The organism is Ensifer sp. R1-3 (genome assembly GCF_056739175.1).
This window is the reverse complement of the sequence record NZ_CP096515.1, coordinates 2,660,254-2,678,325: the sequence shown is the minus strand read 5'-3', so window position 1 is coordinate 2,678,325 and position 18,072 is coordinate 2,660,254. Positions and strand designations below refer to the sequence as shown.

Below are 18,072 nucleotides of genomic sequence, written 5' to 3'. Positions count from 1 at the left end.
GGGAGGGCTGGTTCTTTCCCCTCACGGGCCTCTCAGGGAGGAACGGCATGCCGCGTTTGGGTATAATATTGCACGGTGTCACCGGCCGCATGGGATACAACCAGCACCTGGTGCGCTCGATCCTGGCCATCCGTGATCAGGGCGGGATCACGCTCCAGTCGGGCGAAAGGCTGGAGATCGATCCGATCATCGTCGGCCGCAATCGCGACAAGATGGAGCAATTGGCCAAGCGCCATGATATTGCCCGCTGGTCGACCGATCTCGACGCGGCGCTTGCCGATCCGAACGACCAGATCTTCTTCGATGCCGGCACGACGCTGATGCGTGCCGAGCTCATCGGCCGCGCGCTCGACGCCGGCAAGCACGTCTATTGCGAGAAGCCGATCTCCGATGATCTGAGGACGGCGGTCAAACTGGCGCGGAAGGCGCGCGCCTCCGGGCTCAAGCATGGGGTCGTTCAGGACAAGCTGTTCCTGCCGGGCCTTCGCAAGCTGGCCCTGCTGAGGGATTCAGGCTTCTTCGGCAAGATCCTCTCGGTGCGTGGCGAGTTCGGCTACTGGGTGTTCGAAGGCGATTGGGGCGTTCCGGCCCAGCGGCCCTCATGGAACTACCGGAAAAAGGACGGCGGCGGCATCATCCTCGACATGCTCTGCCACTGGCGCTACGTGCTCGACAATCTCTTCGGGGAAGTGAAGGCGGTCTCCTGCCTCGGCGCGACCCATATCCCAAGCCGCATCGACGAACAGGGTCGCGCCTACGACTGCGACACCGACGACGCGGCCTATGCCACCTTCGAACTCGAGGGCGGCATCGTCGCGCATATCAATTCCTCCTGGGCGGTGCGCGTGCGGCGCGACGATCTGGTGACGTTTCAGGTCGACGGAACCCATGGTTCCGCTGTCGCCGGGCTCACGAAGTGCTGGACGCAGCACCGCGTCAATACCCCAAAACCGGTCTGGAATCCCGATCAGCCGCAGACGATCGATTTCTACAGGACCTGGGACGAGGTGCCGGATACGCAGGCCTTCGACAACGGCTTCAAGGCGCAGTGGGAAATGTTCCTGCGCCACGTGGCGGAGGACGGTCCCTGGCCCTACGGGCTCGAGGCCGGCGCCAAGGGCGTGCAGCTTGCGGAACTCGGCCTCAAATCCTGGGCGGAGCGCCGCTGGCTCGACGTTCCGGAATTGGAGCTCTGAGCCATGGTCAGCATCGATCTTCCAATCGAAGGCAGGCTTGCCCGCTACGACCTTACCGGCCGGCCGGTGCCGTTCAACAGCCGCGATGCCAAGGCCTTTTCCAGGGTCGCCTTCGCCGCCGCCCATGTGGTCGCCGACCCGCTCGCCGACAACGATCCCTGGCTGGCGCCGGCGATCGACTGGGAGCGCACGCTCGCCTTTCGTCACCGCCTCTGGGATCTCGGTCTCGGCGTCGCCGAGTCGATGGATACAGCCCAGCGCGGCATGGGCCTCGGCTGGCCGGAAGCGCGCGAACTCATCCGCCGCTCGCTTGCCGAAGCGCGCGGCCGCCCGGACGCGCTGATCGCCTGCGGCGCCGGCACCGACCATCTGGCGCCGGGGCCGGACGTGTCGATCGACGATATTCTTGCGGCCTATGAGAACCAGATCGAGGCGATCGAGGCAGAAGGAGGCCGGATCATCCTGATGGCGAGCCGGGCGCTTGCCGCCGCGGCAAAGGGCCCGGAGGACTATATCCGCGTCTACGACCGCGTTCTCTCCCAGGTGAAGGAGCCGGTGATCATCCATTGGCTCGGCGAGATGTTCGATCCGGCGCTCGAAGGCTATTGGGGCAATGCCGACCACATGGCGGCGATGAAGACCTGCCTCGACGTCCTCGAGGCGCACGCCGCCAAGGTCGATGGCATCAAGATTTCGCTCCTTTCCAAGGAGAAGGAGATCGTGATGCGGCGGCAACTGCCGAAAGGCGTGCGCATGTATACCGGCGACGACTTCAATTATGCCGAGCTCATCGCCGGCGACGAGGAAGGGCATTCGGACGCGCTGCTCGGCATCTTCGACGCTATCGCGCCGGTGGCTTCGGCGGCGCTGGAAGCGCTGGGTAGCGGGCGGAACGGCGAATTCTTCGAATTGCTGGAGCCGACGGTGCCGCTGTCGCGCCACATCTTCAAGGCCCCGACGCGTTTCTACAAGACCGGCGTCGTCTTCCTTGCCTATCTGAACGGTCTACAGGACCATTTCGTCATGATCGGAGGGCAGCAGAGCGCCCGATCGCTCGTCCATCTCGCCGAGCTTTTCCGCCTGGCGGACAAGGCCGGGGCCCTCGCCGATCCGGAGCTTGCGACCGCGCGCATGCGGCGCGTGCTCGCCATGCACGGCGTCGAGTGAGGCCTTTGCGATGACGGAAGCCCCGCGCGTCAGGCTGGCCGAAGCGGAGGTTTTCGAGCGGCCGGTCGAATTCCGTTTTCCCTTCCGCTTCGGATCGGCGCGCGTTGCGACCGCGCCGCAGGCCTTCGTCCGGGTGCGGGTCGAGGATGCGCGCGGCCGGTCCGCCATCGGCTGGTCGGCCGAGATGATGATGCCGAAATGGTTCGACAAGAACCCGGGCCTTTCGCCGGAGGATAATGTCGAGCAGCTTCGTGCCTCCCTGCTGCTGGCGATCGAAGGACTGACATCGCTGCAGGCGCAGACCCCCTTTGGCCTGCATGCGGCTGCCGAGGGTGATCACCACCGGGCGGCAGCCGGGCATGGTCTGCCAGCCCTTGTCGCCTCCTACGGCCTGGCGCTTCTTGACCGCGCCATCCTCGATGCGCTGTGCCGCATGACCGGAGCAAGCGCCGCCGGGGCGGTCAGAGCCAACCTGCCGGGCATCACCGGCGCCACCGCGCCCGATCTGGAAGGCTTCGACCTTGCGCGGTTCCTTTCGCGCCTCGAACCCGGCCCGAGGCTGGCCGTTCGCCACACGATCGGCCTTGCCGACGCGTTGACGGCGGCCGATCTAGCGCCCGGGCAGCGGCTGGAGGACGGACTGCCGCAGACGCTGGAAGAGGTGATCGCCGCCTATGGCCATCGTTATTTCAAGATCAAGGTTTCGGGGCGCCCGGCCGAGGACACCCGGCGTCTGCTCGCCATCGCCGCGGTCCTCGACCAGCGCGTCGATGCGTATCGGGTGACGCTCGACGGCAACGAGCAGTTCGAAAATGCCGATGCCGTTGCCGATCTTCTCGACCGGATCGCCGAAGAGCCGCGTCTCGAAAAATTGCGCGCCTCGGCGCTCTTCTTCGAGCAGCCGATCGCTCGCGCCGAGGCGCTGTCGAGGCCGGTCACGGAGGTCGCCCGGCGGATGCCGCTCGAAATCGACGAGTCCGATGGCGATATCGGCGCATTTCTCCGTGCCCGCGCGCTCGGTTATGCCGGCATCTCCTCGAAGTCCTGCAAAGGCTTCTACCGGGCACTCGTCAACCGCGCTCGCGTGGAGATGTGGAACGCCGAGGCCGGGGCCGCACGCTATTTCATGTCCGCCGAGGACCTGACGACGCAGTCGGGCTTGGCGCTCCAGCAGGACCTCGTGCTGGCAGCGCTTGTCGGGGCCGGCCACGTCGAACGCAACGGCCACCACTATGTCGACGGCATGGCCGGCGCCCCGGCGGCGGAGCAGGCCGCCTATCTCGCCCATCATGGCGATCTCTACGAAAGCGGTTCCGGGCGGGCGCGGCTGGCGATCCGGGGCGGCGAAATCACTTTTTCCACCGTCTTGCGGTCCGTCGGCCTCGGCTCATCCGTCGAGCCGGACTGGGCGGCGATGGTATCCTGAAATCGGGAGGAGAACATATGCAGGTCGAGGGGCTTTCCATCAATCTGGCGACGATCCGGGAGCAATGCGGCTTCGCCGAAGCCGTGGATATCTGTCTGAAGCACGGCATCACGGCGATCGCGCCCTGGCGCGACCAGGTGGCGGCGATCGGCCTCGGCGAGGCCGGGCGTATCGTCCGGGCCAACGGGCTGAAGCTGACCGGGCTCTGCCGCGGCGGCTTCTTTCCGGCGCCGGACGCGTCAGGCAGGGAGAAGGCGATCGATGACAACAGGCGCGCGGTGGACGAGGCAGCGGAGCTCGGCGCCGACTGTCTGGTGCTGGTCGCCGGCGGCCTGCCGGGCGGCTCGAAGAACATCGACGCAGCCCGCCGGATGGTTGTGGAAGGGATCGCGGCAGTGCTGCCGCATGCGCGCGCGGCCGGCGTGCCGCTTGCGATCGAGCCGCTGCATCCGATGTATGCCGCCGACCGCGCCTGCGTGAACACGCTCGGCCAGGCTCTCGACATCTGCGAGACCCTTGGTCCGGGCGTCGGCGTGGCGATCGACGTCTATCACGTCTGGTGGGACCCCGATCTGGCCAATCAGATCGCGCGGGCCGGCAAAATGAAGGCGATCCTCGCTCACCACATCTGCGATTGGCTCGTGCCCACGAAGGACATGCTGACGGATCGCGGCATGATGGGCGACGGCGTCATCGATCTCAAAGGCATCCGGCGCCGGATCGAGGCGGCCGGCTTCCACGGGGCGCAGGAGGTCGAGATCTTCTCCGCAGACAACTGGTGGAAGCGCCCGGCCGACGAGGTGATCGCGACCTGTGTGGAACGCTATCGGAATTGCTGCTGATATGCTGGGGCAGGATGTTTCTCCTACAAGATATGACAGGGATTGCGTGAGGTTATGATGGACAACAAGCGTCGCTTTGCGCTGGTCGGCACCGGCAACCGCGGAACCACCATGTGGGGCAGGGATCTTCTGGCCGGCTGGCGCGGCCTCGTCGATCTCGTCGCCATTGCCGATACCAACGCGCTGCGGGCCGAGCGCGCCCGCACGATGATCGCCACCAATGCGCCTGTTTACGGCAATGTCGATGCGATGCTTGCCGAAACGCGCCCCGATCTCGTCATCGTCTGCACGCCGGACGACACGCATGACGATATCGTCGTGCGCGCATTGGAGTCCGGCGCCGACGTCATCACCGAAAAGCCGATGTCGACCACGGTCGAGAAGATCCGCCGCATTCTCGACGCGGAGAAGCGGACTGGGCGGCGGGTGGACGTTTCCTTCAACTACCGCTTCGCGCCGACCGCAGCGCGCATCAAGGAACTCCTCAATGCCGGCGAGATCGGACGCGTCACCTCGGTCGACTTCCACTGGTATCTCGATACGCGCCACGGCGCCGATTATTTCCGCCGCTGGCACGCCTATGCGGAACGCTCGGGCAGCCTCTTCGTGCATAAGGCGACACACCATTTCGATCTCCTGAACTGGTATCTCGACAGCGATCCGGAGGCGGTCAGCGCCTTTGCCGACCTGCAGATGTACGGCCGCAGGGGACCGTTTCGCGGGCCGCGCTGCAAGCTCTGTCCTCACAAGAGCGAGTGCGACTTCTACCTCGATCTCGAAGCCGATCCGTTTCTCGACTCGCTCTATGAGGAACCTTCCGAAATCGACGGCTATTTCCGCGACGGCTGCGTCTTCCGCGAGGACATCGACATCCCCGACACGATGGTCGCGAATATCCGCTACCGCAACGACGTCCACGTCTCCTATTCGCTCAACACCTTCCAGCCGATGGAGGGCCATCACATCGCCTTCAACGGTACGAAGGGCAGGATCGAGCTTCGCCAGTACGAGGATCAGCCCTGGGAGACGCCGCCCGAGGACGAGATCCTGCTCGTCCGCAACTTTCCGAAGGGCAAGCCGGCGATGGAACGGATCACGGTGCCGCATTTTCCCGGCGGGCACTATGGCGGCGACGACCGGCTGCGGAATACGCTCTTCGAGCCGGATGCGAAGGATCCGCTGGGACAGCGCGCCGGCGCGCGGGCCGGCGCCATGTCGGTCCTTTGCGGCATTGCGGCGCTTCAGAGTTCGCGTACGGGCAAGATCGTCCGCCTGGCCGATCTGATGCCGGAATTGTTCACCGACGGGGCGCAGCCGATGCGCAAGCTCGCGGCGAATGCCGGGTAGGGCGTAGTCGGGGTTAGAGTACTTCCAGGAAAAGTGTGTAACGGTTTTCCGTCCGGAAGTGCGTTAGATCACTTTGATCTGCTGCATGTTTTTGTCCTTTAATCGGATACGATTAAAGGAAACATGCAGCAGGCGCTAACCGCGTCAAAGTCAGAAGTCTGACCTGCACATTTTCCCTCTTGAACCTCTAGCCGCTAGAGGACTTAGCCTGCTTCCGGTTTCGTAAGGAGCATGGAATGACAGGCATATTTCGGGAAACGAGATTTCGCGTCGATGGGATGGATTGCGCATCCTGCGCTGCCAAGATCGACACGGCCGTAAGGCGGGTTGCAGGGGTCGAGGACGTCAATGTCTCGGTGGCCGCCGGCACCATGACCGTCCGGCATGCGGCGCGCGACGATATCGGCGCGCAGGTGATGCGGAAGGTCGGTGTCCTCGGCTACGGTCTTTCGCCGCTTGACGTTGCGGCGGAACGGCAGCCGGCTCAGAGCGAGCACGCCTGCTGCGGCCACGACCATGCCGCGGGCTCTGCGCATGGCGAAGCGAGCCACGATCACGGGCATTCAACCGCCCTTCCGGCAAGCACGAAGCCGTCCTCCCGTTTCACGGCGCCGTTGCCATGGTGGCGAACGGCAAAAGGCAAGCTCACGCTCGCCTGTGGCGTTGCCCTTGCCTCAGCCTATGCGATCGGCCAGTTCGTTCCCGCCACCGAGCCCTGGATTTTCACCCTCGCCATGCTCGTCGGCCTGTTGCCGATCGCAAGACGTGCGCTCATGGCAGCACTTTCCGGCACACCTTTCTCGATCGAGATGCTGATGACCATTGCGGCCGCCGGTGCCGTCTTCATCGGCGCCGGCGAGGAAGCGGCCATGGTCGTCTTCCTCTTCCTGATCGGGGAACTGCTGGAGGGCGTTGCCGCGGGCAAGGCGCGGGCGAGCATACAGGCGCTGACGGCGCTCGTGCCGAAATCGGCGCTCCTCGAAGAAAACGGCAGGACCGTGGAGGTTCCCGCCGAAAGCCTGGCCCCTGGCGCCATCGTCCTCGTCCGTCCGGGCGACCGGCTCCCGGCCGATGGCATCATCGTCTCCGGCGAGAGCAGCGTCGACGAGGCGCCGGTGACCGGCGAGAGCACGCCCGTCCTGAAGGAAGCCGGCGCGAATGTCTTTGCCGGAACCGTCAATGGTGACGGCGCGCTGCGGGTGCGCGTCACCGCTGCGGCGGCCGACAATACCATCGCGCGCGTCATCAGGCTTGTCGAAGAGGCGCAGGAGAAGAAGGCGCCGACGGAGCGTTTCATCGATCGCTTCTCCCGCTATTACACGCCGGGCGTCGTGCTCGTCGCGGCATTGGTTGCGGTCATCCCGCCGCTCTTCTTCGGCGGCCTGTGGCAGGATTGGATTTATAAAGGGCTCGCGCTTCTCCTGATCGGTTGCCCCTGCGCCCTCGTCATCTCCACGCCGGCCGCGATCGCCGCGAGCCTTTCGGCAGGTGCACGCCGCGGTCTTCTGATCAAGGGCGGCGCCGTCCTCGAAAATCTCGGCAGGATCACAGCCGTCGCCTTCGACAAGACCGGAACGCTCACCGAAGGCAGGCCGAAGCTGACCGACATCGTCGGCTTCGGCAGATCGGAGGCGGAGATCCTCGGCTACGCCGCTGCGCTCGAACAGGGATCCAGCCATCCGCTGGCCCGTGCCGTCCTGTCGCGTGCCGAAGCCGATGGCTTGGCGCTCCTTCCCGTCGAAGGCGCCAGGGCCATCGGCGGCAAGGGTGTTGCCGCCTCCGCAGACGGCGTCGAGCTTTTCCTCGGCTCGCCCGAGGCGGCCCGGGAGCGCGCGCCGCTGGCGGCGGAAGACCTGGCTCGGATCGAAACCCTGCAGGGTGAGGGGAAGACCGTCTCCGTGCTCGTCGTCGGCGGGAGGGCAGCCGGAGCGCTTGCCATGCGCGACGAGCCGCGTGCGGATGCCGCGGCGGGCCTGAGGGCGCTCGCCGATCAGGGTTTGCGAGTGGTGATGCTCACCGGCGACAACCGGGCGACGGCCGAGGCGATCGCCGGCCGGATCGGGGGCATCGAGGCGCATGCCAGGCTTCTGCCGGAGGACAAACAGCGCATCGTAAGCAGGCTCAGGGCCGAGGGTCTCGTGGTGGCGAAGGTCGGCGACGGCATCAACGACGCGCCGGCTCTCGCGGCGGCGGATGTCGGCATCGCCGTTGGCGGCGGCACCGATGTGGCGCTGGAAACGGCCGATGCCGCCAGCCTCCATGCCCGCGTCTCGGACGTCGCCGCGATGGTGAAGCTGTCGCGGGTGACGATGCGCAACATTCACCAGAACATCGCGATCGCGCTCGGCCTCAAGGCCGTGTTCCTGGCAACGACGATCGCCGGCGTGACGGGTCTCTGGCCGGCGATCCTCGCCGATACCGGCGCGACTGTCCTGGTGACGATCAACGCATTGAGGCTGCTGCGCTAGTTGTCCAAGCGCTGACAAGACCCCTCCCTGCCGCCCTTGCGGGAGGGGAAGCGCGAGACACGCCATGCAACCGTGCCCATCGGCTGCAATCTCCCCTGTGTATATTCGCGCTGGACTCTCACCAGCGATCCTATGAAAGTATAAGGAGATCTCGTCGCCCAGGCTTTCGCGCCTGAAAATCGATGATAAACTTATACCAAATGGTAAAAAAATTGTCGGCACGGTTTCTGCGATGAGCCGAAGCGGGCAAAAAGGGGATCGCAGGCCAATATGAACAATATTGCCATCGAATTGCGTGGAATAGACAAGAGCTTCGGGCTGGTCCACGCCAACAGGAACATCAATCTCAGGGTTCGCAAGGGCACGATCCACGGCATCATCGGGGAAAACGGTGCCGGCAAGTCGACGCTGATGTCGATCCTTTATGGTTTCTATCAGGCCGACAACGGTGAGATCCTGGTCGACGGCAAGCCTGTTTCCATTCGCGATCCGAATGCGGCGATCTCCGTGGGGATCGGCATGGTCCACCAGCACTTCATGCTGGTCGAGAACTTCACCGTGCTCGAAAACGTCATGTTGGGCGCCGAAGACAGCCAGATCCTCAACAAGGGCATCGCCAAGGCGCGGCAGGAGCTGAAACGGCTCGAGAAGGAATATGCCCTCGAGGTCAATCCGGACGCCCTGATCGAGGAGCTGCCGGTCGGCCTGCAGCAGCGCGTGGAGATCCTGAAGGCGCTTTATCGCCGGGCCGATATCCTGATCCTCGACGAGCCGACCGGCGTCCTGACGCCGGCCGAGGCGGACCACCTGTTCCGCATCCTCGGCCAGCTCAAGGCTCAGGGAAAGACGATCATCCTCATCACCCATAAGCTGCGCGAGATCATGGCGATCACCGACGAGGTCTCGGTCATGCGCCGCGGCGAGATGGTGGCGACGCGCACGACGCGTGAAACCTCGGTCGAGGAGCTGGCCGAGCTGATGGTCGGCCGGCGCGTGCTGCTTCGTGTCGAGAAGGGCGAGAGCAATCCCGGTGACGTGAAGCTCGCCGTCCAGGGGCTGACGGTCAAGGACAGCCGCGGCGTGACCATGGTCGACAACGTCTCCTTCGATGTTCGTGCAGGCGAGATCGTCGGCATCGCCGGCGTGGCCGGCAACGGTCAGTCGGAACTGCTCGAAGCGATCGCCGGCATCCGCAAGGCCGCCTCCGGGACGGTTCTCCTCAACGGCAGGCCGGTGGACGTGACGGGCAACGCAGACGCGGCCGAACTCAGGGGTCGCGGACTGGCGCATGTGCCGGAAGACCGGCATCACGTCGGGCTCGTGCTCAAATTCGAGGAGTGCGAAAACGCGATCCTCGGTTACCACCATGACCCGCGCTTCGCCAACGGCATGTTCCTGAACATCGATGCGATCCGCAAGGATGCCGAGGAGAAGATTGCCAAATATGATATTCGCCCGCCGAATGCGCGGCTGAGGACGGCCAACTTCTCCGGCGGCAACCAGCAGAAGGTCGTGCTTGCGCGCGAGATGGAGCGGGATCCGGACGTCCTCATCATCGGCCAGCCGACCCGCGGCGTCGATGTCGGCGCAATCGAATTCATCCACAAGCGGATCATCGAGATGCGCGATCAGGGCAAGGCCGTTCTGCTGGTCTCGGTCGAACTCGACGAGATCCGTTCCCTTTCCGACCGCATCCTCGTGATGTTCGCCGGACGCGTCGTCGGCGAACGCAGCCCCGAGGCGACCGAGGGCGAGCTCGGCCTGCTGATGGCCGGCGTCGAAGGCCGCAAGGAGGCCGCAGAATGAGTACGCCCTATGCGAAACTGCCGGGATGGGTGGAATATGGCCTCATCCCGCTGATCAATCTTGCCGTCGCCTTCCTCGTCGCCGGCCTCGTCGTTCTCCTCGTCGGCGAAAACCCGCTCGAAGCCGCCTATCATCTCATCAACGGTGCCTTCGGCCGCGGCGAATATATCGGCTTCACGCTCTATTACGCGGCGACCTTCATCTTCACCGGACTCGCGGTGGCGGTCGCCTTTCATGCCGGTCTTTTCAACATCGGCGGCGAGGGCCAGGCCTATGTCGGCGGCATCGGCGTGGCGCTCGCCTGCCTCTGGCTCGACCAGACGATGCCCTGGTACGTGGTCTTCCCGCTCGCCATCGTCGGCTCCGCCTTCTTCGGCGCGCTCTGGGCGTTCCTGCCCGGCTGGCTGCAGGCCAAACGCGGCAGCCATATCGTCATCACCACCATCATGTTCAATTTCATCGCGTCGAGCCTGATGGTCTATCTGCTGACCCGCGTGCTGAAGCCGCTCGGCTCCATGGCGCCGCAGACGCGGACCTTCGCCGAGGGCGGGCAATTGCCGAAGCTCGACTGGCTGCTGTCGATCTTCGGCCTCAATATAGGCACGGCGCCGTTCAACATCTCCTTCCTCCTGGCGCTGGCGGCCGCCTTCGCGGTCTGGGTGCTGATCTGGCGCACCAGGCTCGGCTACGAGATGCGCACCATGGGCCATAGCCCGTCTGCCGCGCGCTATGCCGGTATCAGCGAAAGCCGCATCACCGTCGTCGCCATGATGATATCAGGCGGTCTTGCCGGCATGATGGCGCTGAACCCGATCATGGGCGAGCAGTTCCGCATGCAGCTCGATTTCGTGCAAGGCGCCGGCTTCGTCGGCATCGCGGTCGCGCTGATGGGGCGCTCGCATCCGGGCGGCATCATTCCCGCCGCGATCCTTTTCGGCGTGCTCTATCAGGGCGGCGCCGAGATCGCCTTCGAGATGCCTTCGATCTCCCGGGACATGATCGTCATCATCCAGGGTCTCGTGATCCTTTTTGCCGGGGCGCTCGAGAACATGTTCCGGCCGGCGATCACGCGCGCCTTTTCGGCGCGGGGTCAGCGCGCGGCCGCCGTCGTGCAGACCAAGGGAGCCTGAAACCATGGATTTCTTCCACGTTCTCGTCGTGCTCCTGGAATCGACGATCCGCGTCTCCGTGCCGCTGGTCTTCGCAGCCCTTGCCGGCCTCTTCACCGAGCGCGCCGGCGTCTTCGACATCGGCCTCGAGGGCAAGATGCTCGGTGCGGCCTTTGCCGCCGGTGCGGCGGCAGCCGTCACGCAGTCCGTCTGGGTGGGGCTCGGTGCGGCGATCCTCGTTTCCGTGGCCCTGTCGCTCGTCCACGGCTATGCTTCGATCACCCAGCGCGGCAACCAGATCGTCTCGGGTGTGGCGATCAACTTCATCGTCGCCGGTTCCACCGTGATCCTGGGCGAGGCCTGGTTCCGGCAGGGCGGCCGCACGCCGGCGCTCGCCGAAGGCGCGCGATTCCAGACGATCAACTTCCCCGACGCGGACATGATCCGCGAGATCCCCGTCCTCGGGCCGGTCTATGCGGACCTTCTGTCCGGCCATTTCCTGCTCACCTATCTCGCCTTCGCGATGGTGCCGATCAGCTGGTGGATTCTCTACCGCACCCGTTTCGGCCTGAGGCTGCGCGCCGTCGGCGAGAATCCGGGCGCGGTCGATACCGCCGGCATCTCGGTGATCTGGCTCAGATATCGCGCGGTCATCTGCTGCGGCATTCTCTGCGGCTTTGCCGGCGCCTATCTGTCGCTGGCGATGACGGCGGGCTTCGTCAAGGGCATGACGGCGGGTAAGGGCTATATCGCGCTCGCGGCGCTCATCTTCGCCAAATGGCGCCCGCTCAATATCATGTTTGCCTGCCTGCTCTTCGGCTTCCTCGATGCGCTCGCCATCCGTCTTCAGGGCACGCCCTTGCCGCTTGTCGGCCAGGTTCCGGTGCAGCTCATGCAGGCGCTGCCCTATATCCTAACCGTCATCCTGCTTGCCGGCTTCATCGGTAAGGCCATTCCGCCGAAGGCGGGCGGCGTACCCTATGTGAAGGAGCGCTAATGCATGTCGCCCGAAAGTGCGCAGCGGTTTTGGGATAACGATATGCATAACTATAAGGAAAAACCCATGTCCAAGGACGAACTCTTTGTCGCGGCGCGTGAAGCCATGGCAAAGGCGCATGCGCCCTATTCCAAGTTTCCGGTCGGCGCCGCCATTCGCGCCGAGGACGGCAGGATCTATACGGGCGCAAACATCGAGAACCTGTCCTTTCCTGAGGGCTGGTGTGCCGAGACGACGGCGATCAGCCACATGGTGATGGCCGGCCAGCGCAAGATCACGGAAGTCGCGGTGGTGGCCGAGAAACTCGCGCTCTGCCCGCCCTGCGGCGGCTGCCGCCAGCGACTGGCGGAATTTTCCGGTGCGAGCACCCGCATCTATCTTTGCGACGAAACGGGGATCAGGAAGACGCTGGCGCTCTCCGACCTGCTGCCGCACAGCTTCGAGACGGAGATTCTCGGATGACGGCGGCGGCGGACTTCCTCAAGGGCAGGCTCGGAGCGCTTGCGCCCCGCTACGGGATCGTGCTCGGTTCCGGCCTCGGCTCTCTCGTCGACGCGGTGGCGGAGCCGCTGCGCATCCCCTATGCGGACATACCGGGCTTTCCGGTGAGCAGCGTTTCCGGCCACGCCGGCGAGTTCGTGGCGGGCAGGATCGGCAACACTCCCGTCGCCGTGCTTTCCGGCCGTGCCCATTATTACGAAGGCGGCGACGCCAATGCCATGCACGTGCCGATCGAAACGCTGAAGCGGATCGGCGTCGAGAACCTGATCCTCACCAATTCCGCCGGGTCGCTTCGTGAAGACATGCCACCGGGCTCGGTCATGCGCATTGCCGATCACATCGCCTTTGCCGGCGCCAATCCGCTGATCGGCGTCGAAAGCGATGAGCGTTTCGTCGGCATGACAAATGCCTATGACGCGGCGCTGGCCATAGGGATGGAGGAGGCCGCCGAACGCCTCGGCATCCCGCTCGCGCGCGGCGTATATATGTGGTTCTCCGGGCCGAGTTTCGAGACGCCGGCCGAAATCCGCATGGCCCGTATCCTCGGTGCCGATGCGGTCGGCATGTCCACGGTGCCGGAGGTCATTCTCGCCCGGTTCTTCGGGCTCAGGGTCGCCGCAGCCTCCGTCGTCACCAATTTCGCCGCCGGCATGACCGGGTCGGAACTCAGCCATGAAGAAACCAAGCAAATGGCGCCGCTCGGCGGCACGCGGCTGGCGGCAATCCTGAAAGAGATGATCTCGAGCGAAGGCTGAATGGCCATGCTTCCGCAGGAAATCATACGAAAGAAAAGGGACGGCGATCGGCTCGATCCGGCGGAGATCGCCGGTTTCATCGCGGGCGTGACCGATGGCTCGGTCTCGGAAGGGCAGGCGGCCGCCTTCGCCATGGCGGTCTGGTTCTCCGGCATGAATCGCGACGAATGCGTGGCGCTGACGCTGGCGATGCGCGATTCCGGGGAAACGCTCGACTGGAGCGATCTCGCACGCCCCATTGTCGACAAGCACTCGACGGGCGGCGTCGGCGACAATGTCTCGCTGATGCTGGCGCCGATCGTCGCCGCCTGCGGTGCGGCCGTGCCGATGATTTCGGGCCGGGGGCTCGGCCACACCGGCGGGACGCTCGACAAGCTCGAATCGATCCCCGGCTATGACATCCAGCCTTCGCCGGAACTGTTCCGCCGCGTGGCCGACGAGGTCGGCTGCGCGATCATCGGACAGACGGCCGATCTGGCGCCGGCCGACAAGCGCCTCTATGCGATCCGCGACGTGACGGCGACGGTCGATTCGGTGCCGCTGATCACCGCATCGATCCTGTCGAAAAAGCTCGCCGCAGGGCTACGGTCGCTGGTGCTCGACGTCAAGCTCGGCAACGGCTCCTTCATGACCGATCCTGCCGAAACCGAAGTCCTGGCGCGTTCGCTTGTCGAGGTCGCCAATGGTGCGGGCGTGCGCACCTCTGCGCTGATCACCGACATGAACGAGCCGCTGGCGGACGCGGCCGGCAACGCGCTCGAAATCGAGAACTGCCTGGCCTATCTGCGCGGCGAGAAAGCGGGAACCCGCCTCGATCAGGTCGTGATGGCCTTGGCTGCGGAGATGCTCGTTGCAGCGGGTATTGCGGCTCACGAAGCCGAAGCCGAAGCCATGGCGCGGCGCGTTTTGGGGAGCGGGGAGGCGATGGAGCGCTTCGGCCTCATGGTGCATCGGCTCGGCGGCCCTGCCGACTTTGTCGATCGCCCGGGCGCCTATCTTGCCAAGGCACCCGCGATCCTTGCCGTGCCGGCGGGCCGGCATGGTTATCTCACCTCCTGCGAGACGCGCGAACTGGGAATGGCGGTCATCGAGCTCGGCGGCGGGCGCATCCGCCCGGATGACCGGATCGATCACCGCGTCGGTCTTACCGGCCTGAGGCCGCTCGGGACGAAAGTCGAAAAGGGCGAGCCGATCGCCTTCGTCCATGCTGCCGACCGAAGCCAGGCCGAGGCGATCGCAAAACGGGTCGTAACGCTTTATGCGATCGCAGACGAGGAGCCGGCGCGACGGCCGGTGATCGTTTCGAAGCTCAGAGCGGGATGAGGAAAAGTGTGTGCGGTGTTACGCCCGCATCCCGCAACTTATCAGACTCGTTGACGAGATGCGCGCCGTTTTCCGAGGCGACAGGACGGCAGGCCGTCAGCCCTACTTCGTTCCGTACATGCGGTCGCCCGCATCGCCGAGGCCCGGCACGATATAGCCCTTCTCGTTGAGATGGCTGTCGATCGAGGCCGTGAAGATCGGCACGTCCGGATGGGCGCCCTGGAAGTTGCGGATACCCTCCGGAGCGGCAAGCAGGCAGAGGAAGCGGATGTTCCGCGCACCGCGCTCCTTGAGCTTCTCGATGGCCGCGATCGCGGAATTGCCGGTGGCGAGCATCGGGTCGACGACGATGACGAGGCGTTCGTTGATGTTGTCCGGCGCCTTGAAGAAATATTCGACCGCCTGCAGAGTCTCGTGGTCCCGGTAGACGCCGATATGCGCAACGCGCGCCGAGGGTACCAGTTCAAGCATGCCCTCGAGCAGGCCGTTGCCGGCGCGCAGGATGGAAGCGAAGACGAGCTTCTTGCCCTCGAGCACCGGCGCGTCGGTTTCCACGAGAGGCGTTTCGATCCGTTCGGTCGTCAGCTCCAGGTCGCGCGTGACCTCGTAGCAGAGCAGCGTCGAGATTTCCTTGAGCAGCCGGCGAAAGCCCGCAGTCGACGTTTCCTTCTTGCGCATGATGGTCAGCTTGTGCTGCACCAGCGGATGACCGATCACCGTTACGCCGTCCATGGCTCATCTTCCCCGCGAAAATTGGCTATCCACCCTCTTTTCCATGGAAAGGGCGGGGGCCGCAAGGGTGTAGGTGGAACTTGTGCAGCTGCGCCCTCTCATCCGCGCAACTAGATATGTAACGCAGCCAGCAACTTCTCTCGCGTCGGCTCGTCCACGAAGGCGGCTTCAATCGCGGTCTTCGTCATCCGGTCGATCTCGCTGTCCGAGAAGCCCATCGCGTGGAAGGCGATTTCGTATTCCTGCGCGAGCGACGTGTGGAAGAAGGGAGGATCGTCGGAATTGAGCGTCACGCGGACGCCGGCTTCGTAAAGCCGCCGCAGCGGATGCGAGGCGAAGTCCGGGAACACCTGAAGCGCGACATTCGAGCCCGGGCAGACTTCGAGCACGACGCCCTCGTCGGCAAGGCGCTTCACGAGATCGTCGTCCTCGATCGCCCTGACCCCGTGGCTGATGCGGGCCGGGCGGACATGGTCCAGCGCATCGCGCACGCTGAATGCGCCGGAAAGCTCGCCGGCGTGGATGGTCAGGCCGATGCCGGCATCGCGGACGATGTCGAAGGCACGGGAGAATTCCGCGACGCTGTGCATGCGCTCCTCGCCGGCAAGATTGAAGCCGGTCACGAGCGGATGCCGGCGCATCGCGGCATATTCGGCGGTCCTGATGACCGAGTCGGGACCGAGATGGCGGATGCCGGTGATCAGCATGCGGGATTCGATGCCGGTCTTCACCCTCGCCGCCTCCATGCCGGCGGCGAGGCCCTCGATATAGGCATCGGCGCCGAGTCCGATCGTTTCGCCGTGGTCGGGCGAGACGATGATCTCGCTGTAGATCGTACCCGCTTCGGCAAGCTCCGTCAGATAGGTCTCGGCGAGAAGCGCATAATCACCCTCGGTGCGAAAAAGCGAGGCGACGGCGTCGTAACACCTTACGAAGCTGGTGAAATCCTCCCAGACATAGGCCCGGTCGCGGATGATCGCGCTGGTGTCGACGCCGTATTTGCGGGCCTGCCTCAGCGCCAGTTCCGGCGGCGTCGCGCCTTCGATATGGCAATGCAGTTCGGCTTTCTTCAGATGAGCGGTCAAATGAGGCTTCTCCCATGTGGGCCGGCGCCAATGCCGAGATGTCTTGCGACGGTTTCGCCGATATGGGCGAAGCTGTCGGCGATGCCGAAGGAGCGGCTGCGAAGCGTCGGGCCGAACATCAGGACGGGCACGCGCTCGCGGGTGTGGTCGGTGCCGCGCCAGGTCGGATCGCAGCCGTGGTCGGCGGTCAGGATCACCATGTCGCCCGGTTTCAGCCGGCGGTCGAGATCGGGCAGGCGTGCGTCGAAGGCTTCGAGCGCGGCGGCATAGCCGGGCACGTCGCGGCGATGGCCGTAAAGCATGTCGAAATCCACGAAATTGGTGAAGACGAGCGCCCCGTCTTCGGCCTCTTCGATGGCTTCCAGACTGGCGTCGAACAGCGCCATGTTGCCGTTGGCCTTGGTGAGCCTGGTCACACCCTGATGGGCGAAGATATCGCCGATCTTGCCGATCGCGTGCACCGTGCGCCCGGCCTCCTGCAGCCGGTCGAGAACGGTCGGCTCCGGCGGCAGCACCGAATAGTCGCGACGGTTGCCGGTGCGCGTGAAGCTGCCCGGGTCGCTGCCGACGAAGGGCCGTGCGATGACGCGGCCGATATTGTAGTCGTCGACGAGCCGGCGGACGGTCTCGCAGAGGTTCAGCAGGCGCTCCAACCCGAAGGTCTGTTCATGCGCGGCGATCTGAAAGACGGAATCGGACGAGGTGTAGCAGATCGGCTTGCCGCTCCGCATATGCTCTTCGCCGTGGCGGGCGATGATGTCGGTACCCGAAGCATGGCAATTGCCGAGAATGCCGGGCACATCGCCCTCGCGACAGATCGCTTCGACGAGTTCGGGAGGGAAGGCGTCGCCTTCGGCCGGAAAATAGCCCCAGTCGAAGGTCACCGGCGTGCCGGCGATTTCCCAATGACCGGACGGCGTGTCCTTGCCGCGCGAGACTTCGCTTGCCGCGCCGTAGATCCCATAGACGCGTTCCGGCAGCGCCATGCCGGCGGGCAGCCGCCCGGTGGCGAGCCGCGCCGCATGCATGAGGCCGAGCGCCGACATGTTGGGCAGATGGAGCGGCCCTTCCCGGAGGCCCGCCCGGTCGGCGGCTCCCGCCGCGCAGAACTCCGCAATGTGTCCGAGCGTATCGGCACCGAGATCGCCGAAAGCCTCCGCATCCGGCGCATTGCCGATGCCGAAGGAATCGAGGACGAAAAGAAACGCACGCGCCATGAAACACCCTGACTGATCCCGGGCGCGAGCGCGATATGCGGCGAGCCGGTGCCATTAAGACTTTCGCGGCCGTCGCCGCACAATCCGGCAGAAATAGCGCG

Annotated in this window: 15 protein-coding genes; 12 read left to right on the top strand and 3 right to left on the bottom strand. The window is 65.0% G+C overall.

The window, feature by feature from the left end:
* The first annotated feature begins 47 nt into the window (after positions 1 to 47).
* From M1D43_RS12900 to deoA, 12 genes are all read left to right on the top strand, one after another.
* Positions 48 to 1,196, top strand: a complete 1,149-nt coding sequence (locus tag M1D43_RS12900) for a Gfo/Idh/MocA family protein (RefSeq protein WP_027990572.1) — start codon at positions 48 to 50, stop codon at positions 1,194 to 1,196.
* Between the two features lie 3 nt (positions 1,197 to 1,199).
* Positions 1,200 to 2,363, top strand: a complete 1,164-nt coding sequence (locus M1D43_RS12895) for a dihydrodipicolinate synthase family protein (RefSeq protein ID WP_153313477.1) — start codon at positions 1,200 to 1,202, stop codon at positions 2,361 to 2,363.
* Positions 2,364 to 2,373: 10 nt separating this feature from the next.
* The gene (locus tag M1D43_RS12890; protein WP_153313478.1) at positions 2,374 to 3,789 is read left to right on the top strand and encodes an enolase C-terminal domain-like protein; all 1,416 of its coding nucleotides are present in this window, start codon (positions 2,374 to 2,376) and stop codon (positions 3,787 to 3,789) included.
* Between the two features lie 17 nt (positions 3,790 to 3,806).
* On the top strand, positions 3,807 to 4,631 hold the full coding sequence (locus tag M1D43_RS12885) for a sugar phosphate isomerase/epimerase family protein (RefSeq protein WP_003532465.1): 825 nt from the start codon (positions 3,807 to 3,809) through the stop codon (positions 4,629 to 4,631).
* A gap of 57 nt (positions 4,632 to 4,688) precedes the next feature.
* Positions 4,689 to 5,978 carry a Gfo/Idh/MocA family protein gene (locus M1D43_RS12880; protein ID WP_192923415.1) on the top strand — a complete coding sequence of 430 codons (1,290 nt, stop codon included), beginning with the start codon at positions 4,689 to 4,691 and terminating at the stop codon, positions 5,976 to 5,978.
* A gap of 236 nt (positions 5,979 to 6,214) precedes the next feature.
* Positions 6,215 to 8,446, top strand: coding sequence for a heavy metal translocating P-type ATPase (locus M1D43_RS12875; protein WP_153313480.1), 2,232 nt, complete (start codon positions 6,215 to 6,217; stop codon positions 8,444 to 8,446).
* A gap of 270 nt (positions 8,447 to 8,716) precedes the next feature.
* Positions 8,717 to 10,252: an ABC transporter ATP-binding protein gene (locus tag M1D43_RS12870; protein WP_010968369.1), complete on the top strand. Its 1,536-nt coding sequence runs from the start codon at positions 8,717 to 8,719 to the stop codon at positions 10,250 to 10,252.
* On the top strand, positions 10,249 to 11,382 hold the full coding sequence (locus M1D43_RS12865) for an ABC transporter permease (protein WP_153313481.1): 1,134 nt from the start codon (positions 10,249 to 10,251) through the stop codon (positions 11,380 to 11,382). Before M1D43_RS12870 ends, M1D43_RS12865 begins: the two co-directional genes overlap by 4 nt.
* Before the next feature lie 4 nt (positions 11,383 to 11,386).
* The gene (locus M1D43_RS12860; protein ID WP_003536145.1) at positions 11,387 to 12,358 is read left to right on the top strand and encodes an ABC transporter permease; all 972 of its coding nucleotides are present in this window, start codon (positions 11,387 to 11,389) and stop codon (positions 12,356 to 12,358) included.
* A gap of 66 nt (positions 12,359 to 12,424) precedes the next feature.
* Positions 12,425 to 12,820 carry a cytidine deaminase gene (locus M1D43_RS12855; RefSeq protein WP_003536146.1) on the top strand — a complete coding sequence of 132 codons (396 nt, stop codon included), beginning with the start codon at positions 12,425 to 12,427 and terminating at the stop codon, positions 12,818 to 12,820.
* The gene (locus tag M1D43_RS12850; protein WP_153313482.1) at positions 12,817 to 13,614 is read left to right on the top strand and encodes a purine-nucleoside phosphorylase; all 798 of its coding nucleotides are present in this window, start codon (positions 12,817 to 12,819) and stop codon (positions 13,612 to 13,614) included. The genes M1D43_RS12855 and M1D43_RS12850 overlap by 4 nt, the downstream gene beginning before the upstream one ends.
* Positions 13,615 to 14,937, top strand: a complete 1,323-nt coding sequence (gene deoA / locus M1D43_RS12845) for a thymidine phosphorylase (protein WP_153313483.1) — start codon at positions 13,615 to 13,617, stop codon at positions 14,935 to 14,937.
* A 102-nt stretch (positions 14,938 to 15,039) separates the two neighbouring features.
* Here deoA and upp read toward each other — a convergent pair whose 3' ends face one another.
* From upp to M1D43_RS12830, 3 genes are all read right to left on the bottom strand, one after another.
* Positions 15,040 to 15,669: a uracil phosphoribosyltransferase gene (upp, locus tag M1D43_RS12840; RefSeq protein WP_003536149.1), complete on the bottom strand. Its 630-nt coding sequence runs from the start codon at positions 15,667 to 15,669 to the stop codon at positions 15,040 to 15,042.
* 110 nt (positions 15,670 to 15,779) lie between these two features.
* Positions 15,780 to 16,754, bottom strand: coding sequence for an adenosine deaminase (locus M1D43_RS12835; RefSeq protein ID WP_153313484.1), 975 nt, complete (start codon positions 16,752 to 16,754; stop codon positions 15,780 to 15,782).
* Entirely contained in the window at positions 16,751 to 17,971 is a 1,221-nt protein-coding gene (locus M1D43_RS12830) for a phosphopentomutase (protein WP_027990561.1), read from the bottom strand. Before M1D43_RS12830 ends, M1D43_RS12835 begins: the two co-directional genes overlap by 4 nt.
* Positions 17,972 to 18,072 lie beyond the last annotated feature (101 nt).